The sequence below is a fragment of the Nocardia sp. NPDC050793 genome (assembly GCF_040654065.1).
Classification (GTDB): domain Bacteria; phylum Actinomycetota; class Actinomycetes; order Mycobacteriales; family Mycobacteriaceae; genus Nocardia.
In genome coordinates, this window is sequence record NZ_JBFAHG010000015.1 from 55,571 (window position 1) to 73,375 (window position 17,805).

Sequence of the window (17,805 nt, forward strand, 5' to 3'; positions counted from 1 at the left end):
GTCCGAGCACGACTGTCACCGAGGGTTGCGTACAGGCCGGCGACGACGTCGGACACCTTGTCTCGCAACGGCTTCCGGGGGTCAGCTTCGCGGACTGGGCCTGCGGGGGTACCCCACCGATGTCATCACCAAGACCTCGCAAGCGCTCTCGGACCGTACCGCCTACATCTCGGTCTCCATCGGGGCCGACAACGAGGACTTCTTCATGGACTTTCTCGTCAACTGCCTCAGCGGAAGCAACTGCAGCGCCGAGGTCCGGCGGGCCGCCGAGGCCAAGCTCGACCGTCTACCCGCCAGCCTCGATGCCACCTACGCCCTCATCCGGGCCAAAGCACCCAACGCCACGGTCGTCGTGCTGGGCTACCACCGCATCCTGCCCGACACCATCGCCGGTTGCTTCATCGATGCGATGCTGACCCCGCGCCCATGGTCGGCACCGCGATGTAGGCGACCAGGTGCTCGTTGTTGTTCCACATGAACGTGCCGTCGCGGTCGCCCACCTCGATCCCAGGCCGGCCAGTGTGTCCGCCGGCCGTGCACCCTCGGCGCCGACCTCGCGGTAGGTCATGGTCCGCAGTCCGTCACCGGTCCAGGTGGATACGGTGGAATCGCCGAGAACGGTCGAGGCCTAGTGCAGCAGAGTCGCCAATGACAGCCGCTCGTCCTGCATCGTGCTCATCATCGGCACGATCTCTCCCCCTGTTCGTGGCCGCGCGCTCAACGCGCCCGGACCGGCAGGATGATCGCAGAGGCATGCTCCGGGCCGTGGTGCACCTGCTGATCAGCGACCCGCATTCGGGTGGCATCACGGCGGGGATCACCGAAGCCCAGATTGCGGTTGTAGAGCGGGAATGCCCCACTCGACACCTGGATGCGAATCCGGTGGCCCCGCTTGAACAGGTATGCGGTGGGACTCAAAGAAACTGTCACACAATGGAGTTCGTCGGCGTCGGCCACGCCGGTGAGGCCGTCGCAGATATTGGTCGAGTTGCCGGCGAGGTCGACATCGCAGAGCCGCACGAACACATCGGCGTGGGAGGCGCTGGAACGGAACCAGATCTCGGCAGCGACGTCACCGATGACCTCGAGTTCCTCGGTGAGCGGATCGCTGATGTAGGTCAGCACATCCTGACGCGCTTCCACCGCCGCGTTGTCGACACGACCGGCGGTTGTCCCGGGCAGCAGCCGCGAACCGCCGAGGATCGGCGTCGGGTCGGCGGGGTCGTAGCGGTATTCGCCCGGGCTCGACGCCGACTCGGGCTGCTGCCGGGCGAGCTTGCCGCTGGGGTGCAGGTGGAACCGGTCCGGCGCGTATCCCGCGGGTGGCCAGGTTTGCAGGTCGCGCCACTGCTCGGCCCCCATCACGAACACCCGCACCGGCGCGCGGTGCTCCGGCTCGATCCCGCGCGCGTGCGCCATACCGAACTCGAGGACCTCCTCCACCGCGGTGGAGACCACCTCGGGGGAATTGTGCGACCACGGCCCGACGGTCAGCCGGGCACGGCGCCCGCCCTGCTGCAACTCGATGTAGTCGCGCAGCTGATTGGCCAGGAAGACGTCGAACCACCCGGCCACCAGGCTCGCCGGGACTTCGACGTCCTTGACCTTGTCACTCATGTCCACCTCGGCCCAGTACGGATCGGAGCCGTTGTGCACCAGAAAGTCCTGGATCGTCTTGACCCGACGGCCCAGCGCGACACGGTCGGCCTCGGCCAGTGGAAGCGTGGACTCGGCGCGATGACGGCGGCGGCCACCGAGCAGGAAACGGATCGTCGCCAGGGGGCGGCGCTGCAGATCGGTCAACACTCCCCATCCGAGCGCCGACTCCAGCACGAAACCGTCCTCGCGCATCCAGTTCAGGCCGATCGCGGAATTGGTCACCGCCGGGATGATGGCTTTGACCTGCGCTGGTACTTGATCCGCCACGGCCCACTGCGTGTAGCCGAGGTAGCTGTTGCCGTACAGCACCAACGAATCCCCGAACCACGGCTGCTTGCAGATCCAGTCGATGGTGTCCAAGCCGTCGAGCCGCTCGTCGCGCAGCGGATCGAACTCACCGCCCGAACCAGCGGTACCTCTGCTGCTTTGATACAGAACCTGGAATCCGCGTTCTGCCAGCGGCCGCGCCATCTGCAACTGGATCACCCCACCCCGCCCGTACGGCCCGCGCATCAACGCGGTGGGCAAGCCGTCACCGCCCCCGCGCGGCGCGTAGCGATCGGCCAGCAGGACCGTGCCGTCCCGCATCGGAATCCGCAGCCCGCGCTCGACCCGCACATCTCGGGTCGGCGGAGACGACAGCTTCAGCATCCGTTGGGCGAGAAAGCTTGACAGCGGAGGTGTTCTCATCGAAGTCCTTCGTGTGCGACGGGCCGACCGCGCCATCGCGTCGGCGGCATGGTTCGAATGCCCGGACAATCTGGAGATCGGCCAGGTCGGCCAGTTCGCGTTGCCCGCGGCACCTGTGCTGTGTGCAGCCGACTCCGGAGCCGGTCGCACCGTGAGTCGCCACACCCACCACTTCATAATGCACACTTGTGCGTAAGAGAACAAGTGTTATTCAACGCAGAGTGAGTTGGTCGACGAAAGCGCGACCTCGACAGGTGGCAACGCGGTCGCGAGTGCCGCACCCTCGGCTTGCAGCAGGTCAGCGCCGACGGGTCGCACCCCCGAGGATCGATCGAATCCGGGCCAGGCGCTGGGAGAACCTCAGGATCGAGGGAGGTCGGCGCCTCGATCAGGGCAGCAACTGTTGCCGCAGCAGCTCTGCCGCCGCCTCGGCGAACAGCGTTTCGCGATCGCCGAAATCGAAAGTGGGAGCGCTCGACCATCGCCACAGTATGCAACTCGTTGCATGCTGTGGCCCCGAGCCTTAGCCTCGCTCCAGTCGCCCCAAAACCGCCACCGTCAATGGAGATTCCGTGGCGCTGCCTGCCGCACTCGCCGGTCCGCTCACCCTCCCAGTCATCGCATCACCACTGTTCATCGCCTCTGGCGTCGACCCGGTCACCGCTCAATGCCAAGCCGGCATCATCGGCTCGTTCCCGCCCTGAACGCCCGCCCGGCCTACGTGCTCGACGAATGGCTGCGGGAGATCACCGAAAGCAACCGCGCCTTCGCCCACGACAACCCCGGCGCAGTGGTCGCCCCCCTTCGCTGTCAACCAGATCGTGCACCGCTCCAACGACCGCCTCGACCACGACATGGCCGTCATCGCCGAACACCGCGTCCCGATCGTGATCACCACGCTCGGTGCTCGCCCCGAGATCAACGAGGCCGTCCCCCCTACGGCGGAATCGTGCTGCACGATGTCACCAACGACCACTTCGCGCGCAAAGTGATCGACAAGGGTGCCGACGGCATCGTCGCCGTCGCCGGACTCGACCCCGACAACCTCCCCCAATCCGACCCCTCTGCCATGAACTTCGGTTCCACCGGCTTCGACGCCTCGTTCGGGTGAGGTGCCACCTCCGACACCGAGTCAATCGCAGTCGTCAGTCCTCGCACGGAGGGTGGCCTCCAGGGCCAGGCGGGTCGGTGTGGGCTCGATGCCGAGTTTCTCGGCCGCCGCCGACGAGTTCAGGACGAACGGACGGTCGAATTGGTATCGCAGTTCCCGGATTTCGCGGGCGTCGGCGTTGAAGAGTCCGGCCGCCCACAGCAGCGCCGAGGGCATGCGGCGGACCCGTGCCGGGGGCGCTCCGGCGAGAGTGGCGGTCAGCTCCGCCAGGGCGCGGACCGATATCGGAGCTGCGGTGGGCACGTGCCACGCCCTACCCCAGGTGGATTCGTCATCAGCCAGCGCGACGAGGGTGCGGGCCACGTCCTCGACGGCGGTCCAGCTGTGCGGAACATCCGGGTCGCCGGGGAACAGGGCCACCTTGCCCGCGGCGACGGCGGGCAGCACCACGGCCGTGAATGTCGAGTTGGCACCGGCTCCCAGGTAATCGGAGCCGCGCACCTCCGCGGTACGAATTCGGCCTTTCTCGTGCGCGGACAGGGCCTCGTTCCATAGTTCGGCACGCACCCGCCCCTTAACGGAGTTGGGGCGCAACGGATGTGATTCGTCAACCGGACCTTCGAATTCCCCGTAACCGTAGAGGTTTCCGACAGTGAGCAGGACCGCGCCGGAGGCTTCGGCGGCGCTGATCGCGGCGTGGATCAGCGGAGGGAAACCGGTGGCCCACCGCGTGTACGGCAGGCCCGCGCACTGGTGGATCGCGGTCGCTTCCGCGCAGTGCACCGCGAGGGCCGCGGCGTCGGTAGCGTCGACGGGGATGCGCGCGATGCGTGGATGCTCCGGCCCCGATCCGCTTCGAGTGAGGAGACGAACGTCGTCGCCTCGCGCTGCCAGGAGTTGAGCGGTGGCCGACCCGACGGGTCCGGCTCCGATGACGACGTGCAGGGACATGACGGTCCTCGATCCTGTCAGGTGTTCCACTTCAAGAACAGTGTTCTCGCTCGGCTCGACAGTAGATCTCGAGGTCCGGCGCTGTCAAGAACAGTGTTCTCGAAAGCATCGATCGTTCTCTGATCAGGCACGCGTTCTCTACACTGTCCTCATGTCCGCCCCATCACTGCGAGCCCGCGTCCGCACGGAAATGATCGAGGAGATCAAGGCCGCCGCACGCCGACGCCTGGCAACAGACGGGGCCGACCTCTCACTCCGCGGCGTCGCCCGCGATCTGGGCATCGTCGCCTCGGCGCTCTACCGCTACTTCCCCAGCCGAGACGATCTCCTTACCACCCTCATCCTCGAGGGCTACGAATCCCTCGGCGCGGCAGCTGCTTCCGCTGCCGCGGCGCTTCCTGACGATGACTACCGCGGCCGCTGGCTCGCGGCCTGCACCGCCGTCCGCGACTGGGCCCTGGCCCACCCCGCCGAATACGGCCTGCTGTATGGCAGCCCGGTCCCCGGCTACAAAGCCCCCGCCGACACCATCGGCCCGGCCTCGGTCGTGGTACTCCTGCTCTCCGATATCGCCGCCGAGGCAACCACCGCCGGACACATCGATCCCCCACCGCCGTCTCCCCCACTCCCCACTCCTGTCCGTGCCGACCTGCGCGCCCTGATCGAGCGGCGCACACAGACCGCACAGCTGACCGGCAACCTCCCAGAGGAAGTCCTCGACCGCGTATTCGTCGGCTGGACACAGCTCTTCGGACTGATCAACTTCGAGATCTTCGGCCGCCTCGAAGGCACCATCGAGGCGCGCGCGGAGTATTTCACCCACCACATGACCCTCATGGCCGATCTCGTCGGCCTGCCCAAGACCCCCGAACGATACAGGGCCGTCACCTAGCCAGGCCGCACTCCCATCCCGGTGGCGCCGGCCAACTGCGCAGCCGTAACTCGGCCAGAAGACGCTCGCCCGGCGTCGCCGCGCGGGATCCGGTCTACGAAATCGGCCGAACGAGGGCATTTTTCCGCGACCGGCACACCGATGACGACTACGTCTGCGACCAGCGAACGACCGCGACGGCAGCGCCGGGGAACGGCTTCTCATCACCGCACTACGTCGGCTCTACCAATTTCGCCCTAGAGGACAGTCTCATCGACCCCACCACAACCCCGCCGCACGACTCGAAAGACGACCGGCCCTGATGAGAAGCGGCCGTTCACCCGAATCGGTGGGCGTCCAACCACTTTCGGACATCCACTCATGCCGCGCACCGCACCGATCGTCGGCTACGCCACGACAGGATCTTCGATAAGGCAGCGGGGCGTCTGGTGTCTACGATTGACCATGAGTCGTAATTGGGTTCGATCCGCCGTCGGTTCGCTGATTCTCGCCCTTGCCCTGCGGATGCTGTCGGATCCCCTACTCCGGCGGCATTGTCTGTTGCCGCAAAGGGATTCGTATCGAGAACCGTCGCTGAGCCATGATTCGTGGCATACTTCGCGGATCTGTTCACAGCGGTTGACTGAGGGGACCGTCGGTCAACCATTGACCTTGGCGGCACATGATGAGGACCACCAGATCAAGCAACTCGTCACCCGGCTGGCCGACCGATTCCCTACCATCGCCGGTGTGGTCGCCGATGTCGTGTACGAGATCCAGCAGGGATTCGAAGGCCGACCGGTCCGTGATTTCGTTCCCTTGCTCGTGGAGCGTCAGGCCGTTCGGAGACTCGCGGTCAACATGCGCTGAATCGAGTCCGTCGTGAGCGAGGATTCCGAAACAGCCCAAGCCAGAATCTTTCTGGCCGAACTCGATCAGCACGCGCGTACTCTGGCACGCCGAAGGGCTCAATGGCCGCGCGGGGAATCCAACCAGGCCATCGAAGCGGAGATGGCACAGATCCAACGACAGATCGAGAACCTGCACCACAAGTTTCCCCACCTACCTCGTAGGACGCACTGAGCAGACCACGCTCGGTTGCCGCATATCAGTGCCTTCACCCTTCGAACCGAGCATCCGCTCATGCCGCTTCTCGTGCTGTTCGGATGGGCCGCCATGGAGCCTGTGGTCGTTCACCGTGGCGATCGGCCTTCGATGATGGGCATTCCGAGTTCTGTGAGATTTGTGGTGCGGGAACTTCTTTCGGGCATCACTCCTTGTCGTTGGGCACCATGCGCGATTGGTCGTTCTGGCCTTGTTCGCACCCAGCGTGACCGGCGCCAGCAAAGGCATCGGGATCGCGATCACTCAGGCGCTGGTGGAAGCCGGCGCTCACGTCGTGGCCGGATCACGCAGTCGAGGGGCCGGTCTCGAGGCGTTGGAGGAGGCTGGGGCAGTGACCTTTGTGGCCGCCGATTTGTCGCAGCCCGGCGGTGCGGATGACCTGGTTGCGGCTGCGGCGGACCGCGGCGGCATCGATGTCCACCAAAGCCGCTGTCACCAACTTCGGCAAGGCTTTGTCAAAGGAATTGGGGCCGAAGAACATTCGCGTCAACTCCATTAGCCCCGGACCCGTGACGACCGGGCTGTGGCTGGACGACGGTGGAGTGGCCGACACGATCGCCGACGCCGGCGGTCAAACCCCCGAAGAGGTCAGGTCCGCCACCGCCGGTGCTGCCGCCATGGGCCGGTTCACCACTCCGGAGCAGGTTGCCGACCTGGTCGTGTTCCTGGCAAGCGACCGATCCGCCGATATCACCGGATCCGACCTGCGGATCGACGGTGGCTTCGTCACCACTATTTGAGGTAAGGCCCTGGCATTTGTGTGCGGCGGTTCCGGTGCCAACCGGCTCATGGCGGTGCGTGCCGCCGCGATGCTTGCCGATGCCGCGAGGCGCCCGCCTCGTGATGAAACCGCGGATCCGGGTATACCCGACTTACCGATGTGCGTACCGAATCGGTGGCTGCCAGCGAGGTGCGGCTGGGTGATGTGATCCAGGATCCGGCCGGGGAAAATATGTGGCGGCGTGTCGAGGACCTCGTGTACGACTCCCAGGCCCGCGACGACGGTTCGGGGGAATTCTGGCAGCTCTACGCGTTCATCGGGCCCATGATCGACCCGGCTGCGGCCTCTTCGACGGTGGTAGACGGCCTACCGGGTGCCGACCGGTTCATCTTCCGCGAGGACGATACGGTGACCCGCCGCGCGTGGTCGTGAGCGCCGGGCGACTCAGGCCGAGGTGCTCGACGGTTCCCACGCTTCGATCGGGTCGCGGGAGTACCAGTGGCCGGTCCATTCTCTGCTGGCGGCCAGTGCTGCGTAGAACTCGCCGTCGTCAGGCAACGCGGGGGCATGGGCCTGCACGACGCCCGGCTGTTCACTGTGAAAGCGGCGGGCGCGTTCGACCGAGCGGGCCGAGCACTCGGCGTGGTAGGCACGTTGGGTGATCAGCCAGTCGTCGGCGGCCCGCCCGGACGGATCGCCAGCGTGGTCGAGCGGATAGTGCATCTGGTACTCCATCCGCGCGAGTTGTTCGCCGGCATGCTCGAACAACCACGCGATCCACGCCGGAATCTCCGGTTGCGCGGCGAGTGCCCGTGCGGCGAACCTACTATCCCCGGCGCGGCCTTCCAGGTCGTGTCGCAGCTCAGCAAGAACGTGGGCGAATACAGTGGAGTCCATGCGGCTGACCTTCCGGTCCCTGCCTCCCATAGCAGATAACTCTAAGCCTCCCGACGGCCGCAGCCGCTCGTCGTGTGGGTGTGTCGGGCTTAACGGGCGTGTGCAGGACATCCGGCCGGGCGGGCTCGTCGTTTGCGGCACGTAGCAGCACGCTTTACACGCATTCGAGCCGAGCCCCGACCCATGAGGTCACAGCCGCAGTCAGGGCTTTCAGTGTCGACCGGTGGCGCAGGCGGGATGATCCCGGCCCGCGAGGAAATCATCCCCGCCGTCGCCAACAGCGGTAGCGTTAGGGACAGCGCGCGGTCGTTTCCGCCGAAGCGGCGACGACAACGCAGACCCATCGGGACGGCCATCCGAGCCAGCCCACGCTGTCATCGGCCGCCATCTATGAATGCCACTTACTCGCTTGTGAGAAAGACCCGCACTCATGACCGGTCACATCACCAACCGTGAGGTCCACTCCCCTGGCGTCGCTCAACCCGATCCGTGGGATGAATTCTTTTCTCTGTTCCTGGATCCGACGCGGACCTACAGTTGCGCGTTCTGGACCCGCCCCGACGACACACTCGAACAAGCCCAACTGAGCAAGCTCGACCTTGTTCTGGGCAAATGCGACCTGCGCCCCGGGATGACCCTGCTCGATGTCGGGTGCGGCTGGGGGTCGGCGATCCTGCGCGCCATGGACACCTGCGGGGTGAACACGATCGGGTTGACCGTCAGCCGTAGCCAATACCGGTACGTGCGCGACCAACTCGCCGACCGGCTCGTCCGGGGCCGCCCATGCGGCCAGGTATGGCTGCGAGGCTGGGAAGGCTTCGACGGCCACGCCGACCGGATCACCTGCATCGAAGCGTTCGAACATTTCCATCGCGAGCGCTACGCCGACTTCTTCGATTTCGCCTACCGCACTCTGCCCGCCGACGGGGTGCTGGTGCTGCAGACCATCATCGGCTACAGCAGCGACGATCTTCGCGCGCGCGAGGTCGCGCACACCAGCGCTGACGACCCCTTCATGCGATTCCAGTATGAAACGATCTTCGCTGGCGACCCGCTGCCGCCGCCGACCGGACGCGACCCCCAAGGCGTGAGCGCCTACGCCGAAGACGCCGGATTCACCGTCACCGACATCCAGCCACTGGGACCGCACTATGCCACCACCCTCGACCATTGGGCCGATGCCCTGCATGCGCACCACGATCGAGCGATCGAGCTGACGGGGCCCGAGATCTACAACGCCTACATCCGATACCTGACCGGATGCGCCGACCACGCCCGCAGCGGCCACATCGACGTCATGCAATTCACCTGCACCAAACCCAGCACAGAACACTGAACGACCGGCCCGGCCATCGATCGCCAGTCTCGTCCAGCCCACCGACCCGCGGCACAACAAGCACCGCACAGATCCCGCTCGATTCCATCAGCGCGGGCACGGACACGGATGTCAACGTATCTCGAGCGAATACCGACCTGTCAGTTTCTTTCGTTAGGGGGTCGTCGATCGTGGAGTTCAAAGCGGTGATCTCGTCCGGATCGGAAGTAGAGGGGTGAGCGTGTTCGTGTTGTCGAGATCGGTGTCGACGACAACCCCGGCATGGCGCTGATGGAGGCGGTCGGTGAACCTCGCCCTCACCGGCCGTTGCTCGAGGGCGCGGGTCCCCGCCGGGTCGTGGCCTTGACCGGTGACGATAACTAGATGATTGCGCATATCATCGAACCTCGCCACCGCGCCGTCGCGACGACGAATCGAACATCGCGACCGCCTCATCGCTCTTTAGGTTTTCCCTGCACATATCCAGGACATATGTAAAATCAGCGCCGGGGAAGGGCATCCGAGGAGGCGCCTGTGGCAGCACTGATCCCGGTCGTGGCCACTCACGGACTGTGGATGCGAGTCAGTAGCTGGAGCAATCGGGTCGAGCTGTTCAACGATGCGGGCTGTCATCGGGGTGGCCCGGCGATGGGGACACCGTCGAGGCCACTGCGCCAACCACGGGGCTCTGAACAATCTCCGAGTCGAGCGAATCACCGACGACTACGCAAACGTCATCGCGGACCTTCCGGCATTGACCGCGGACAGCTACCACGGCTCCGGTTGGCCATCGGTGCCGACCGTGGGGAGTTGGACCGGCTGTTCGATGGCTTCAGCATCCCCGCGCCCGCGCGACCGCTGCTCCAGGGCGGCCTGGCGAACTTCACACCCCGCAGCGATGCGGCGAGGGAAATCCGCACCGAACGCGGGCCGCTGCGGATGATCGCCGCCGGGCCAGATTCGGCCTGACCACGTCCCGCGCACACAGCGAAGGAGCACGCCATGAGCTTTGTTCGATTCGCCCGAGCCGCACTCGTGACGATCGCCCTCGTCGCCGCCTTGGCCTTGACGCTGGTCAGTCCTGCCGCCGCCCAACCATCGCCGACGGTCGTGTTGGTACACGGCGCCTTCGCCGACACCACCAGTTGGGACCCGGTCGCCGCCGAGTTGCGCGGCCGCGGCTACACCGTGGTCGTCCCCGACAACCCGCTGCGCGGACCCGGCTACGACGCGGCCGCCGTCGAGAAGGCCCTCGCCGGGATCTCCGGGCCCGTGGTGCTCGTCGGCCACTCGTACGGCGGCGCGGTTATCAGCAACACCCACAACCCGAACGTGAAGGCCCTCGTCTATGTCGCCGCCTTCGCGCCGGCGCAGGGCGAGCCCGTCCAGCTGGGACTGGACCCGATCCGATTCCCCGGCAGTCAGCTGCTTCCGCCCGTCTTGCAGGTCAAGGTCGTCGACGACGCTCACGCAATCGGCGGCAGGAACCTCGACGGCTACATTGCCGCCGACGCGTTCCACCGGGTGTTCGCGCCGGATGTCAGTGATGCGACGGCCGCCACCATGCTGGCCCACCAGCGCTCGATCGCGCTGTGGGCCAACCTCGAGCCATCCGGGCCGACCTCCTGGTCGAACACCCCGAGCTGGTCCCTGATCCCCACCGGCGACAACATCATCCCGCCCGCCTCACAGCGCTTCATGTCGGGCCGCATCGGGGCGCACACCACCGAGATCTCCGCCTCACACGCTGTACTCGTATCCCAGCCCGGCGCCGTCGCCGACGTCATCGACACCGCGGCGGGCAGCTGACCCGGGGAGGTCGAACCCATGGACCTGCAGCTGAGCGGAACGTCGCCGTCGTCAGCAGCGCGAGCAAGGACATCGGCCTCGCGATCACGACGCGCTCGTCGGTGAGGGCCCGTACGTGGTGGCGGGAGCACACCCGCACCGACGAGATTTCCACCCCCGAATCGAGGAGACAATCATGAGCTTCGACAACCCCTCACATTCCGGCAGAGCGGGCCTCGACGAGTTGGTTCCGTCGCGCTACGCGGTGCAGGTCGGCGATATCGACGTGCTGGTGATCAGCGATGGGGTGCTACCGATCGCAGCCGAGACGATCGCCTACAACGCCGACTCAGCAGACCTGGCGGCCTGGCTGAAGGACATGTTCCTGCCGCCGGACGTGCTCGAGTGGCCGCTGAACGTTGTCGTGGTGCGTAGCGGCGACCAGACCGTGCTCATCGACGCTGGGCTAGGCTTGGAGTTCCCAGAATTCCAGCAGGCCGGGCGGTTGGCCCTGCGACTGGAGGCCGCCGGAATCGACGCCGCATCCGTGACCGACGTGGTGCTCACCCACATGCACATGGACCACATCGGTGGGCTGCTCGGCGACGGGCTGGGGCACGGACTGCGTCCGGACCTGCGGGTCCACGTGGCCGCCGCTGAGGCCGAGTTCTGGGAGTCGCCCGATTTCTCCCACACCTCGATGCCGGCGGGGGTGCCGGACGCGCTTCGGTCGGCCGCCACACGGTTCCTGGAGGAGTACCGCGGCCGACTGCGGCCGTTCGAGACGGAGTACGAGGTGGCGCCCGGGGTGGTCGCATGTCGCACCGGCGGGCACACTCCCGGGCACAGCGTGGTCCGCCTGGCGTCCGGCGGCGACCGTCTGACGTTCGCCGGAGACGCCGTGTTCCAGGTGGCGTTCGACCGCCCCGATTGGTTCAACGGCTTCGAACACGATCCTGAGGAGGCTGCCCGCGTCCGCGTCCGTCTCTTGCAGGAGCTGGCGGCCAGCCGCGAGGCTCTGGTGGCCACTCACTTGCCATTCCCGTCCGTCTGCCACGTGGCGACCGCTGGCAACGCCTTTCGTTGCGTTCCGGCTGTCTGGGACTTCTGATCGCCCCTGCGGCAGCGTTGCACCTCACCTGGACTCCCCTCGATGCAGCAAGCCGTCGGGATCGTAGAGGGCGGCCAGGGCACGGACGCGCTCACCCGTTTCCCCCGGGAAAGCCCGGTCGAAAGTCTCGGCTGTGGGCGAGCTCTCGAAGTTTCGATACGCACCGACCGCGTGTGGCCACAGCGGACCAGCCGCCGCCTGCACCTCGCTGCCGGAATGCGGCGGGAACAAACTCACCGTCACCAACACCTCCGCGTCACGGTGTGCGTAGGCCGTCGCATCGCCAGCGATGTCGTTGACGGCGCCGCCGATCGCGCGGACCTGGACAAAAGGTCGAGACCGGTGGCGCGCCACGTCGATCACCGCGCGCGCGGAGGCATTCGTCAGCTGTCCCAACAGCGCGTTCGTCGTGGTCGACTGTTGCTGGCCGAGGTTGGCATGGACGTGACCGCGCGGCATCAGATCGGTGTATCGAGCGAGCTGGAGTTCACTGCGGTGGATCCCGCGTCGACCGGCCAGCGGAGCGAGCGCGGCCGCGGCGATCTGCGGGTCGGTGCTCGCCACGACGACTGTCAGCGCGAGCACCACACCGCTGCCCGCGGGGGTAAGGATGCCGCTCATCGTGAGTTCGCGCGGCGCGGCGGCCATGAATTCCGACCAATGCCGTATCGCCGTGGCGGCCTCATCGACCTCGATCATCAGCTGCCCCACCTGGACACCGTCCAAACGCATCGCCTCGATCTCGAACTCGGTCACGACACCGACCTCGGCCCCGGCACCACGCAGTGCCCAGAACAGGTCAGGCTCGGAAGCCGGGTCGGCCCGCACGATCTCACCGGAGGGCAGCACCACCGTCGCCGCGCGCACGTGGTCGATCGTCAGACCGTAGGAGCGGACCAGCCAGCCGACGCCGCCAGCGGTGGCCAGTCCGCCCACACCCACGTTTCCGTGGTCACCGGAGCTGATCACCAGGTCGTGGCGACCCAACGTGGCCGCTACCTGCGCCCAGCGCGCACCCGCACCGAGCCGCACCAGACCCGAACCCGGGTCGAGGACCGACACCGAGTTCATCGAGCCGAGGTCGATCACCACACCACCGTCGTTGGACGATGATCCCGACAGCCCGTGGCCGCCGCTGCGAATCGACACCGCAAGTCCGGAGCCTGCGGCGTAGGCGAGGGCTTCGGAGACCTCCGATTCCGACCTCGGCAGCAGGATCACCGACGGAGAATGGACGGTGGTGTAGGTCGAACGGAGCAATCGATACCCGTCATCGGCCGGGGTGACCGCGTGCAGGGAAGTCGGCAACGTCATCACAGCGACCGCCTCATCTCGGCCACCCGCTCGCGCACTGCGGGAACAACGTCACGGGCGAACAGGCCGATCTGGCGTTCGGCGTCGGCCACCGGCCAGAAGATGAAAGTGTCGAACCCGAGCTCGATCACCGCGCGGACCAGGAAATCGACCCACACGTCCGGATCACCCGAAAGTCCTTGGCGCGTAGGCTGACCGATCGCGCCGATGACGTTGTAGATCCGACGAATGCCGCCGGGATCGCGCCCGGCCGACACCGCGGCCTCGTCGATGATTCGTTGCTTGTCCGGCACGTCCTCGGGCGGAACGTAGATGTTGAGCGGCGAGATCCAGCCCTGTGCCCGCCGACCCACCAGCCGCAGCATGCGCGGCTTCTGAGCACCGAGCCACACCGGCGGAATCGTCGCCGCGCGCGGGCCTGCGACATAGGCGACCCGATGCTGATCGTTGCCCGCTTCGACCGGTCCGCCGCGCAGCGCACGGGTCAGGATCTCGATCGAGACATCGGCGTAGTCGACCATCTCGCGTCCGGCCTTCGCCGCCGCGCCCATGCCGGCGATGGCGTCGGGAAACGGCCCGCCGCCGACGCCGAGCTGAACCCGGCCCCCGCTCAGGACCGCCAGCGTGGATGCGGCCTTGGCCAGCATCGCCGGAGGCCGCAGCTGTAGGTCGGCCACATCGGTCATGACCGAGATCCTTTCGGTGGCCGCCGCGAGGTAGGTGAGCAGAGTCCAGGCGTCGAGATGACCCGGCTGATAGGCGTGGTCCTGGACCGCGAGCAGGTCCAGGCCCAGCTCGTCGGCACGGCGAGCCAGTTCGAACGCCTCACCCAGATCGTTGGCCGAGGGGTCGATGCTGATCCCGAAGGTGGGTTCGTGACCGTAGTCGGTCATGAGATCCTCCATATCTTGACGTAGCCTCGAGTTGAGACATACACGCTAACTTGATGGTGCTTCAAGTTATTCCGGAGGAGGGAACGTGCGGGCAGACGCGCTGCGGAACCTGGAACGTATCCGCGTCGCGGCGTCGGAGGTGTTCGACGAACGCGGCCTGGACGCGCCGCTGGAGGAGATCGCGCGCCGCGCCGGAGTCAGCGTCGGCACGATCTATCACCGGTTCGGCAGCCGCGAAGGTTTGATCGACGCCGTCCTCGCCGACATCGCCGCGCAGAAACTCGATGCCGCAATCGCGTCCGTGGCCGGCGCGACGCCATGGGAGCGGTTCTCCAGCTATGTCATCGCACTCGCCGAGTCTCAGGCGGCCGACCCGACCTTCAATGAGGTGTTCGCCCGCCGGTTTCCCGAGGCCGACGCACTACAGGACGTCAACCGCCGCGCCGTCGAATACGGCCGGCAGCTCATGACCGCGGCGCAGGCCGACAGCCAACTGCGCAGCGACCTCACCTCAGCCGACCTCGATCGCTTGATCTGGCTCAACGCCCAGTCGATCAGCCTGGGCGGCGACTGGTGGCGACGCGGGCTCCAATTCTTGCTCGACGGGTTGGAAGCCAGCAAATAGACCCGCACACTTCGGGCTCCGTCATGTGGACGAGGTATCGGCCGCCGTGTGGTTCGAAGGTGCCGGGGAGATACTCGATGTAGTCGGCGTTCTCCGGATGCGGGGCGGCATCCATGAGGTGGGCGATTACGTAGGCGGGCACGGCGTCGACTCGGTCGGGGCGGGCCGACGGGGTAGGGCGCGGCCGGTGTGCAGGAAGCGAGCCTTGCCGGCGCCGACGAGGGCGTACACGGTGTGGATACCGTTGCTGCGCTCGGCTGTGATGAGGGTGTCGGCCTCGTACGGCAGGAGCTGGAACCGTTGGAGCGGAACGTATCCGGTGTATTTCTCGGTGGGTACCTGCTCGGCCCAGATGGCACCGGTGTCGTCCTGGCTGATGGTGATGTCGGCGATCGAGTTGCCGTAGGTACCCAGGAAGCGGCTCGCGTCGATCGTGCCCGCACGCGGCGTCGGCAGCGCGGGCAGTTCGATATCGGCGAGTTCGCGCAGTATGTGGCCGAGCAGTTCGTGATGCATGGCGGCGCCTGCGCCGCCGTTGGTGAGCAGCGCGACCGCGATATCGAGTTCGGGGATGATCCGCAGGAACGCGGCTTGACCGATGGTGGTGCCATCATGGCCGTAGATGGTGGGGCCATCGGTGTGGAAGATCTCCCAGCCGAGTGCCCACCCGTCGCCGTGCCCGGTCTGCCGAGGAAGCGACACCTGCTCGGTTCGCATGGCTCGGATGGTCTTGTCAGTGAGCACGTTCTCGCCGGACAGGTGGCCGCGGGCGAAGGTGAGCAGATCGCGTGCGCTCATCGTCAGCGCCGAGCCCGCGGGCGCGAGGGAGCGCGGCAGCGCCCAGACACCGACCGGCTGGGGCGGATCATCCTGCTGTCCGGGCTGCTGGTGGCCGACCGCGGCCAGGTGCAGAATGGCCTCCTCGGCATCGATGGCGGTGTGCACCAGTTCCATAGGGGCGATGAGCTTTTCGCGAAGACACTGTAGATACGGTGTGCCGTACAGGGTTTCGACGATCCTGCCGACCACGCAGTAGCCCGCGTTGTTGTAGGAGAACAGCTCCCCTGGTTCGAAGAGCTGCGGTGCCTCGCCGAGTAGTTCGACGAACCGGGCGATGGCCTCGTCGTCACGACCGGTGTCGGTGAACAGGTCGCCTTCGAATCCTGCTGTGTGGCACAGTAATTGGCGAGTAGTGATCCTCGCGGCCGCAGACTCGTCCGCCAGCCGGAATTCCGGCAGATAAGTGCGGACGGGCAGGTCGAGATCGAGCTTTCCCTCCTCGACCAGTCGCATCGCCAAAGTGGCCGTCCACACCTTGGAGATGGAACCGATCTGGAACAGCGATTCGGTGGTCACGGGGACACCGGTGCGAGTGTTGAGCACCCCCGCGGCACGGTCGAGGAATTCCCCGTTCGCGTACACGCCGACGACCGCGCCGGGCACCCCGTGCGCGGCGATCACTTCGGGGAGCCGCTTGTCGAGCCAGTTCGACAGTGCGTCGAGTTTCGTCGTCATCGTTCCTCATCCAGCCACGTCGAAGGGGGAACCGAATACCGCCTCGGCTATCTGATAGCAGGCCATGTACCAGTTCCAATCTCCGTTGAGATGCAAGGAGACGATGAGCGCACCGTCGGGAGTACCGAGGGTGACAGAGGCGGTGCCGCCCGTCATGCCGGACAGGACGTCGAGCACGCGGCCGTCGGCCAGTGGCCACGTCGACACTCCGAGTCCGTAGCGGGCGTTGGGAATCCAGTTCGCGGTGGGCCCTGTCGTCCACATCGCGCGATGCTGCGCCGGTGGCAGCAGGGAGCCGGTGATCAGCGCGTGCGCGACTTGGAGCAGGTCACCGGTGGTCGAGACGACGCAACCGGCAGGCCCCTCGAAATACGTCCGCTCCGTGATGTCGAGCGGATCGCCGCCGGTTTCCTCCAGCAGCGACTGGTAGTTCTCCGCCGTGAGGCTTTCCGGGTCGACACCGGCACGGAGGAACAGGCCCTTCGAATACGCCTTGCAGTGCTGTCCGCGCAGCCGCGACTCGGACAGATCCTGCACGTACGTGTCGGCGAGCCCGAGCTGTCGGATCACCGTCCTGTCGATCTCGTCCGCATAGCTACGCCCGGTCGCCCTCTCGATGATCGCGCCCGCGATCTGGAACCCGCCATTGGCGTAGGCGAAGCCGGCGCCCGGCGCCGACACCGGCGGAATGGACATCTGCAAGCGCAGCAGTTCATCCATGGTCCAGACGTGAAAGCGGTTCTCGGCGAACCCGGATCGCGTGTGGTACCTGCGCACGATCTCTGGACTGAGGCCGGTCACGCCGAGACCGCTGGTGTTGGAGAGCAGCTGCCTGATGGTCATTCGGGTGCCGTCGTTGCCGTTGCCGCTGACCACGCCCGGCAACCAGGTGTCGACGGTGTCGTCGAGGCTCAGGCTTCCCTCGGCCTCCAGCGTCAGCAGCGCGGTGGCGATGAACGCCTTGCTGACGCTGCCCGCGTGGAAGCGATCGCCCGGATCGCGGGGGCGGCCGGTCCCTAGATCGGCCACCCCTGCCGAGCCGAACCAGGTGCCGCTCTCGTCCCGGATCTCGGCGACGGCGCTGGGGGAGCTCTGCTCCGCCACCACCTGGTCCAGCGCCTGCTGCACTCGCTCGTATCCAGCGCTCACGGAAGCTGTCGTGGGGCTCTTTCGCATATCGGTCATGGGTTCACGATGTCCATACGCGCTGACAGGAGTC

General features: G+C 66.5%; 19 protein-coding genes and 1 pseudogene. 12 read left to right on the top strand and 8 right to left on the bottom strand.

The window, feature by feature from the left end; all coding sequences use genetic code 11:
• Positions 1-205 precede the first annotated feature (205 nt).
• On the top strand, positions 206-478 hold the full coding sequence (locus AB0H50_RS33440; RefSeq protein ID WP_357460810.1) for a hypothetical protein: 273 nt from the start codon (positions 206-208) through the stop codon (positions 476-478).
• Here AB0H50_RS33440 and AB0H50_RS33445 read toward each other — a convergent pair.
• Both AB0H50_RS33445 and AB0H50_RS33450 read right to left on the bottom strand, forming a co-directional pair.
• Positions 420-682: pseudogene (locus tag AB0H50_RS33445) on the bottom strand (fatty acid--CoA ligase); the annotation flags it as partial. The gene AB0H50_RS33440 and the pseudogene AB0H50_RS33445 sit on opposite strands and share 59 nt — an antisense overlap.
• A 35-nt stretch (positions 683-717) precedes the next feature.
• The gene (locus AB0H50_RS33450) at positions 718-2,349 is read right to left on the bottom strand and encodes a CocE/NonD family hydrolase (RefSeq protein ID WP_357460702.1); all 1,632 of its coding nucleotides are present in this window, start codon (positions 2,347-2,349) and stop codon (positions 718-720) included.
• A gap of 949 nt (positions 2,350-3,298) precedes the next feature.
• Between AB0H50_RS33450 and AB0H50_RS33455 the strand changes: the two genes are divergently transcribed.
• On the top strand, positions 3,299-3,460 hold the full coding sequence (locus tag AB0H50_RS33455; RefSeq protein ID WP_357460705.1) for a hypothetical protein: 162 nt from the start codon (positions 3,299-3,301) through the stop codon (positions 3,458-3,460).
• Between the two features lie 21 nt (positions 3,461-3,481).
• Here the strand turns inward: AB0H50_RS33455 and AB0H50_RS33460 are convergent, their stop codons facing one another.
• Complete coding sequence (locus AB0H50_RS33460) at positions 3,482-4,411, bottom strand: NAD-dependent epimerase/dehydratase family protein (RefSeq protein ID WP_357460708.1); 930 nt, start codon at positions 4,409-4,411, stop codon at positions 3,482-3,484.
• 151 nt (positions 4,412-4,562) lie between these two features.
• On the opposite strand from AB0H50_RS33460, the gene AB0H50_RS33465 reads away from it, so the two are divergent.
• The 5 genes from AB0H50_RS33465 to AB0H50_RS33485 all read left to right on the top strand — a co-directional run bounded on the left by AB0H50_RS33465 (position 4,563) and on the right by AB0H50_RS33485 (position 7,560).
• Complete coding sequence (locus AB0H50_RS33465) at positions 4,563-5,303, top strand: TetR/AcrR family transcriptional regulator (protein ID WP_357460711.1); 741 nt, start codon at positions 4,563-4,565, stop codon at positions 5,301-5,303.
• 504 nt (positions 5,304-5,807) lie between these two features.
• Complete coding sequence (locus tag AB0H50_RS33470) at positions 5,808-6,152, top strand: three-helix bundle dimerization domain-containing protein (RefSeq protein WP_357460797.1); 345 nt, start codon at positions 5,808-5,810, stop codon at positions 6,150-6,152.
• 508 nt (positions 6,153-6,660) lie between these two features.
• Positions 6,661-6,906 (top strand): hypothetical protein, encoded by a 246-nt coding sequence (locus AB0H50_RS33475; RefSeq protein ID WP_357460800.1) that lies wholly within the window; start codon positions 6,661-6,663, stop codon positions 6,904-6,906.
• Entirely contained in the window at positions 6,821-7,147 is a 327-nt protein-coding gene (locus AB0H50_RS33480; RefSeq protein ID WP_357460713.1) for an SDR family oxidoreductase, read from the top strand. The genes AB0H50_RS33475 and AB0H50_RS33480 overlap by 86 nt, the downstream gene beginning before the upstream one ends.
• Before the next feature lie 140 nt (positions 7,148-7,287).
• Positions 7,288-7,560, top strand: a complete 273-nt coding sequence (locus AB0H50_RS33485) for a hypothetical protein (protein WP_357460715.1) — start codon at positions 7,288-7,290, stop codon at positions 7,558-7,560.
• A gap of 12 nt (positions 7,561-7,572) precedes the next feature.
• On the opposite strand, the gene AB0H50_RS33490 is transcribed toward AB0H50_RS33485, so the two are convergent.
• Complete coding sequence (locus tag AB0H50_RS33490; RefSeq protein WP_357460717.1) at positions 7,573-8,025, bottom strand: hypothetical protein; 453 nt, start codon at positions 8,023-8,025, stop codon at positions 7,573-7,575.
• Between the two features lie 430 nt (positions 8,026-8,455).
• On the opposite strand from AB0H50_RS33490, the gene AB0H50_RS33495 reads away from it, so the two are divergent.
• The 4 genes from AB0H50_RS33495 (at position 8,456) to AB0H50_RS33510 (ending at position 12,239) form a co-directional block, all read left to right on the top strand.
• On the top strand, positions 8,456-9,361 hold the full coding sequence (locus AB0H50_RS33495) for a class I SAM-dependent methyltransferase (RefSeq protein WP_357460720.1): 906 nt from the start codon (positions 8,456-8,458) through the stop codon (positions 9,359-9,361).
• Positions 9,362-10,123: 762 nt separating this feature from the next.
• Positions 10,124-10,309, top strand: coding sequence for a hypothetical protein (locus tag AB0H50_RS33500; protein WP_357460722.1), 186 nt, complete (start codon positions 10,124-10,126; stop codon positions 10,307-10,309).
• A 33-nt stretch (positions 10,310-10,342) separates the two neighbouring features.
• Positions 10,343-11,149 (top strand): alpha/beta hydrolase, encoded by an 807-nt coding sequence (locus AB0H50_RS33505; protein WP_357460725.1) that lies wholly within the window; start codon positions 10,343-10,345, stop codon positions 11,147-11,149.
• Between the two features lie 175 nt (positions 11,150-11,324).
• A complete protein-coding gene (locus tag AB0H50_RS33510) occupies positions 11,325-12,239 on the top strand; it encodes an MBL fold metallo-hydrolase (RefSeq protein ID WP_357460728.1) in 915 nt (304 codons plus the stop codon).
• A 24-nt stretch (positions 12,240-12,263) separates the two neighbouring features.
• On the opposite strand, the gene AB0H50_RS33515 is transcribed toward AB0H50_RS33510, so the two are convergent.
• Positions 12,264-13,553, bottom strand: coding sequence for an FAD-dependent oxidoreductase (locus AB0H50_RS33515; protein ID WP_357460731.1), 1,290 nt, complete (start codon positions 13,551-13,553; stop codon positions 12,264-12,266).
• A complete protein-coding gene (locus tag AB0H50_RS33520) occupies positions 13,553-14,446 on the bottom strand; it encodes an LLM class flavin-dependent oxidoreductase (RefSeq protein ID WP_357460733.1) in 894 nt (297 codons plus the stop codon). The genes AB0H50_RS33515 and AB0H50_RS33520 overlap by 1 nt, the downstream gene beginning before the upstream one ends.
• A gap of 85 nt (positions 14,447-14,531) precedes the next feature.
• Here AB0H50_RS33520 and AB0H50_RS33525 point away from each other — a divergent pair, with 85 nt between their 5' ends.
• Positions 14,532-15,071, top strand: a complete 540-nt coding sequence (locus AB0H50_RS33525; protein ID WP_357460736.1) for a TetR/AcrR family transcriptional regulator — start codon at positions 14,532-14,534, stop codon at positions 15,069-15,071.
• Positions 15,072-15,197: 126 nt separating this feature from the next.
• On the opposite strand, the gene AB0H50_RS33530 is transcribed toward AB0H50_RS33525, so the two are convergent.
• On the bottom strand, positions 15,198-16,586 hold the full coding sequence (locus AB0H50_RS33530) for a serine hydrolase domain-containing protein (RefSeq protein WP_357460738.1): 1,389 nt from the start codon (positions 16,584-16,586) through the stop codon (positions 15,198-15,200).
• A gap of 6 nt (positions 16,587-16,592) precedes the next feature.
• The gene (locus tag AB0H50_RS33535; protein WP_357460741.1) at positions 16,593-17,771 is read right to left on the bottom strand and encodes a serine hydrolase domain-containing protein; all 1,179 of its coding nucleotides are present in this window, start codon (positions 17,769-17,771) and stop codon (positions 16,593-16,595) included.
• Positions 17,772-17,805: the final 34 nt, after the last annotated feature.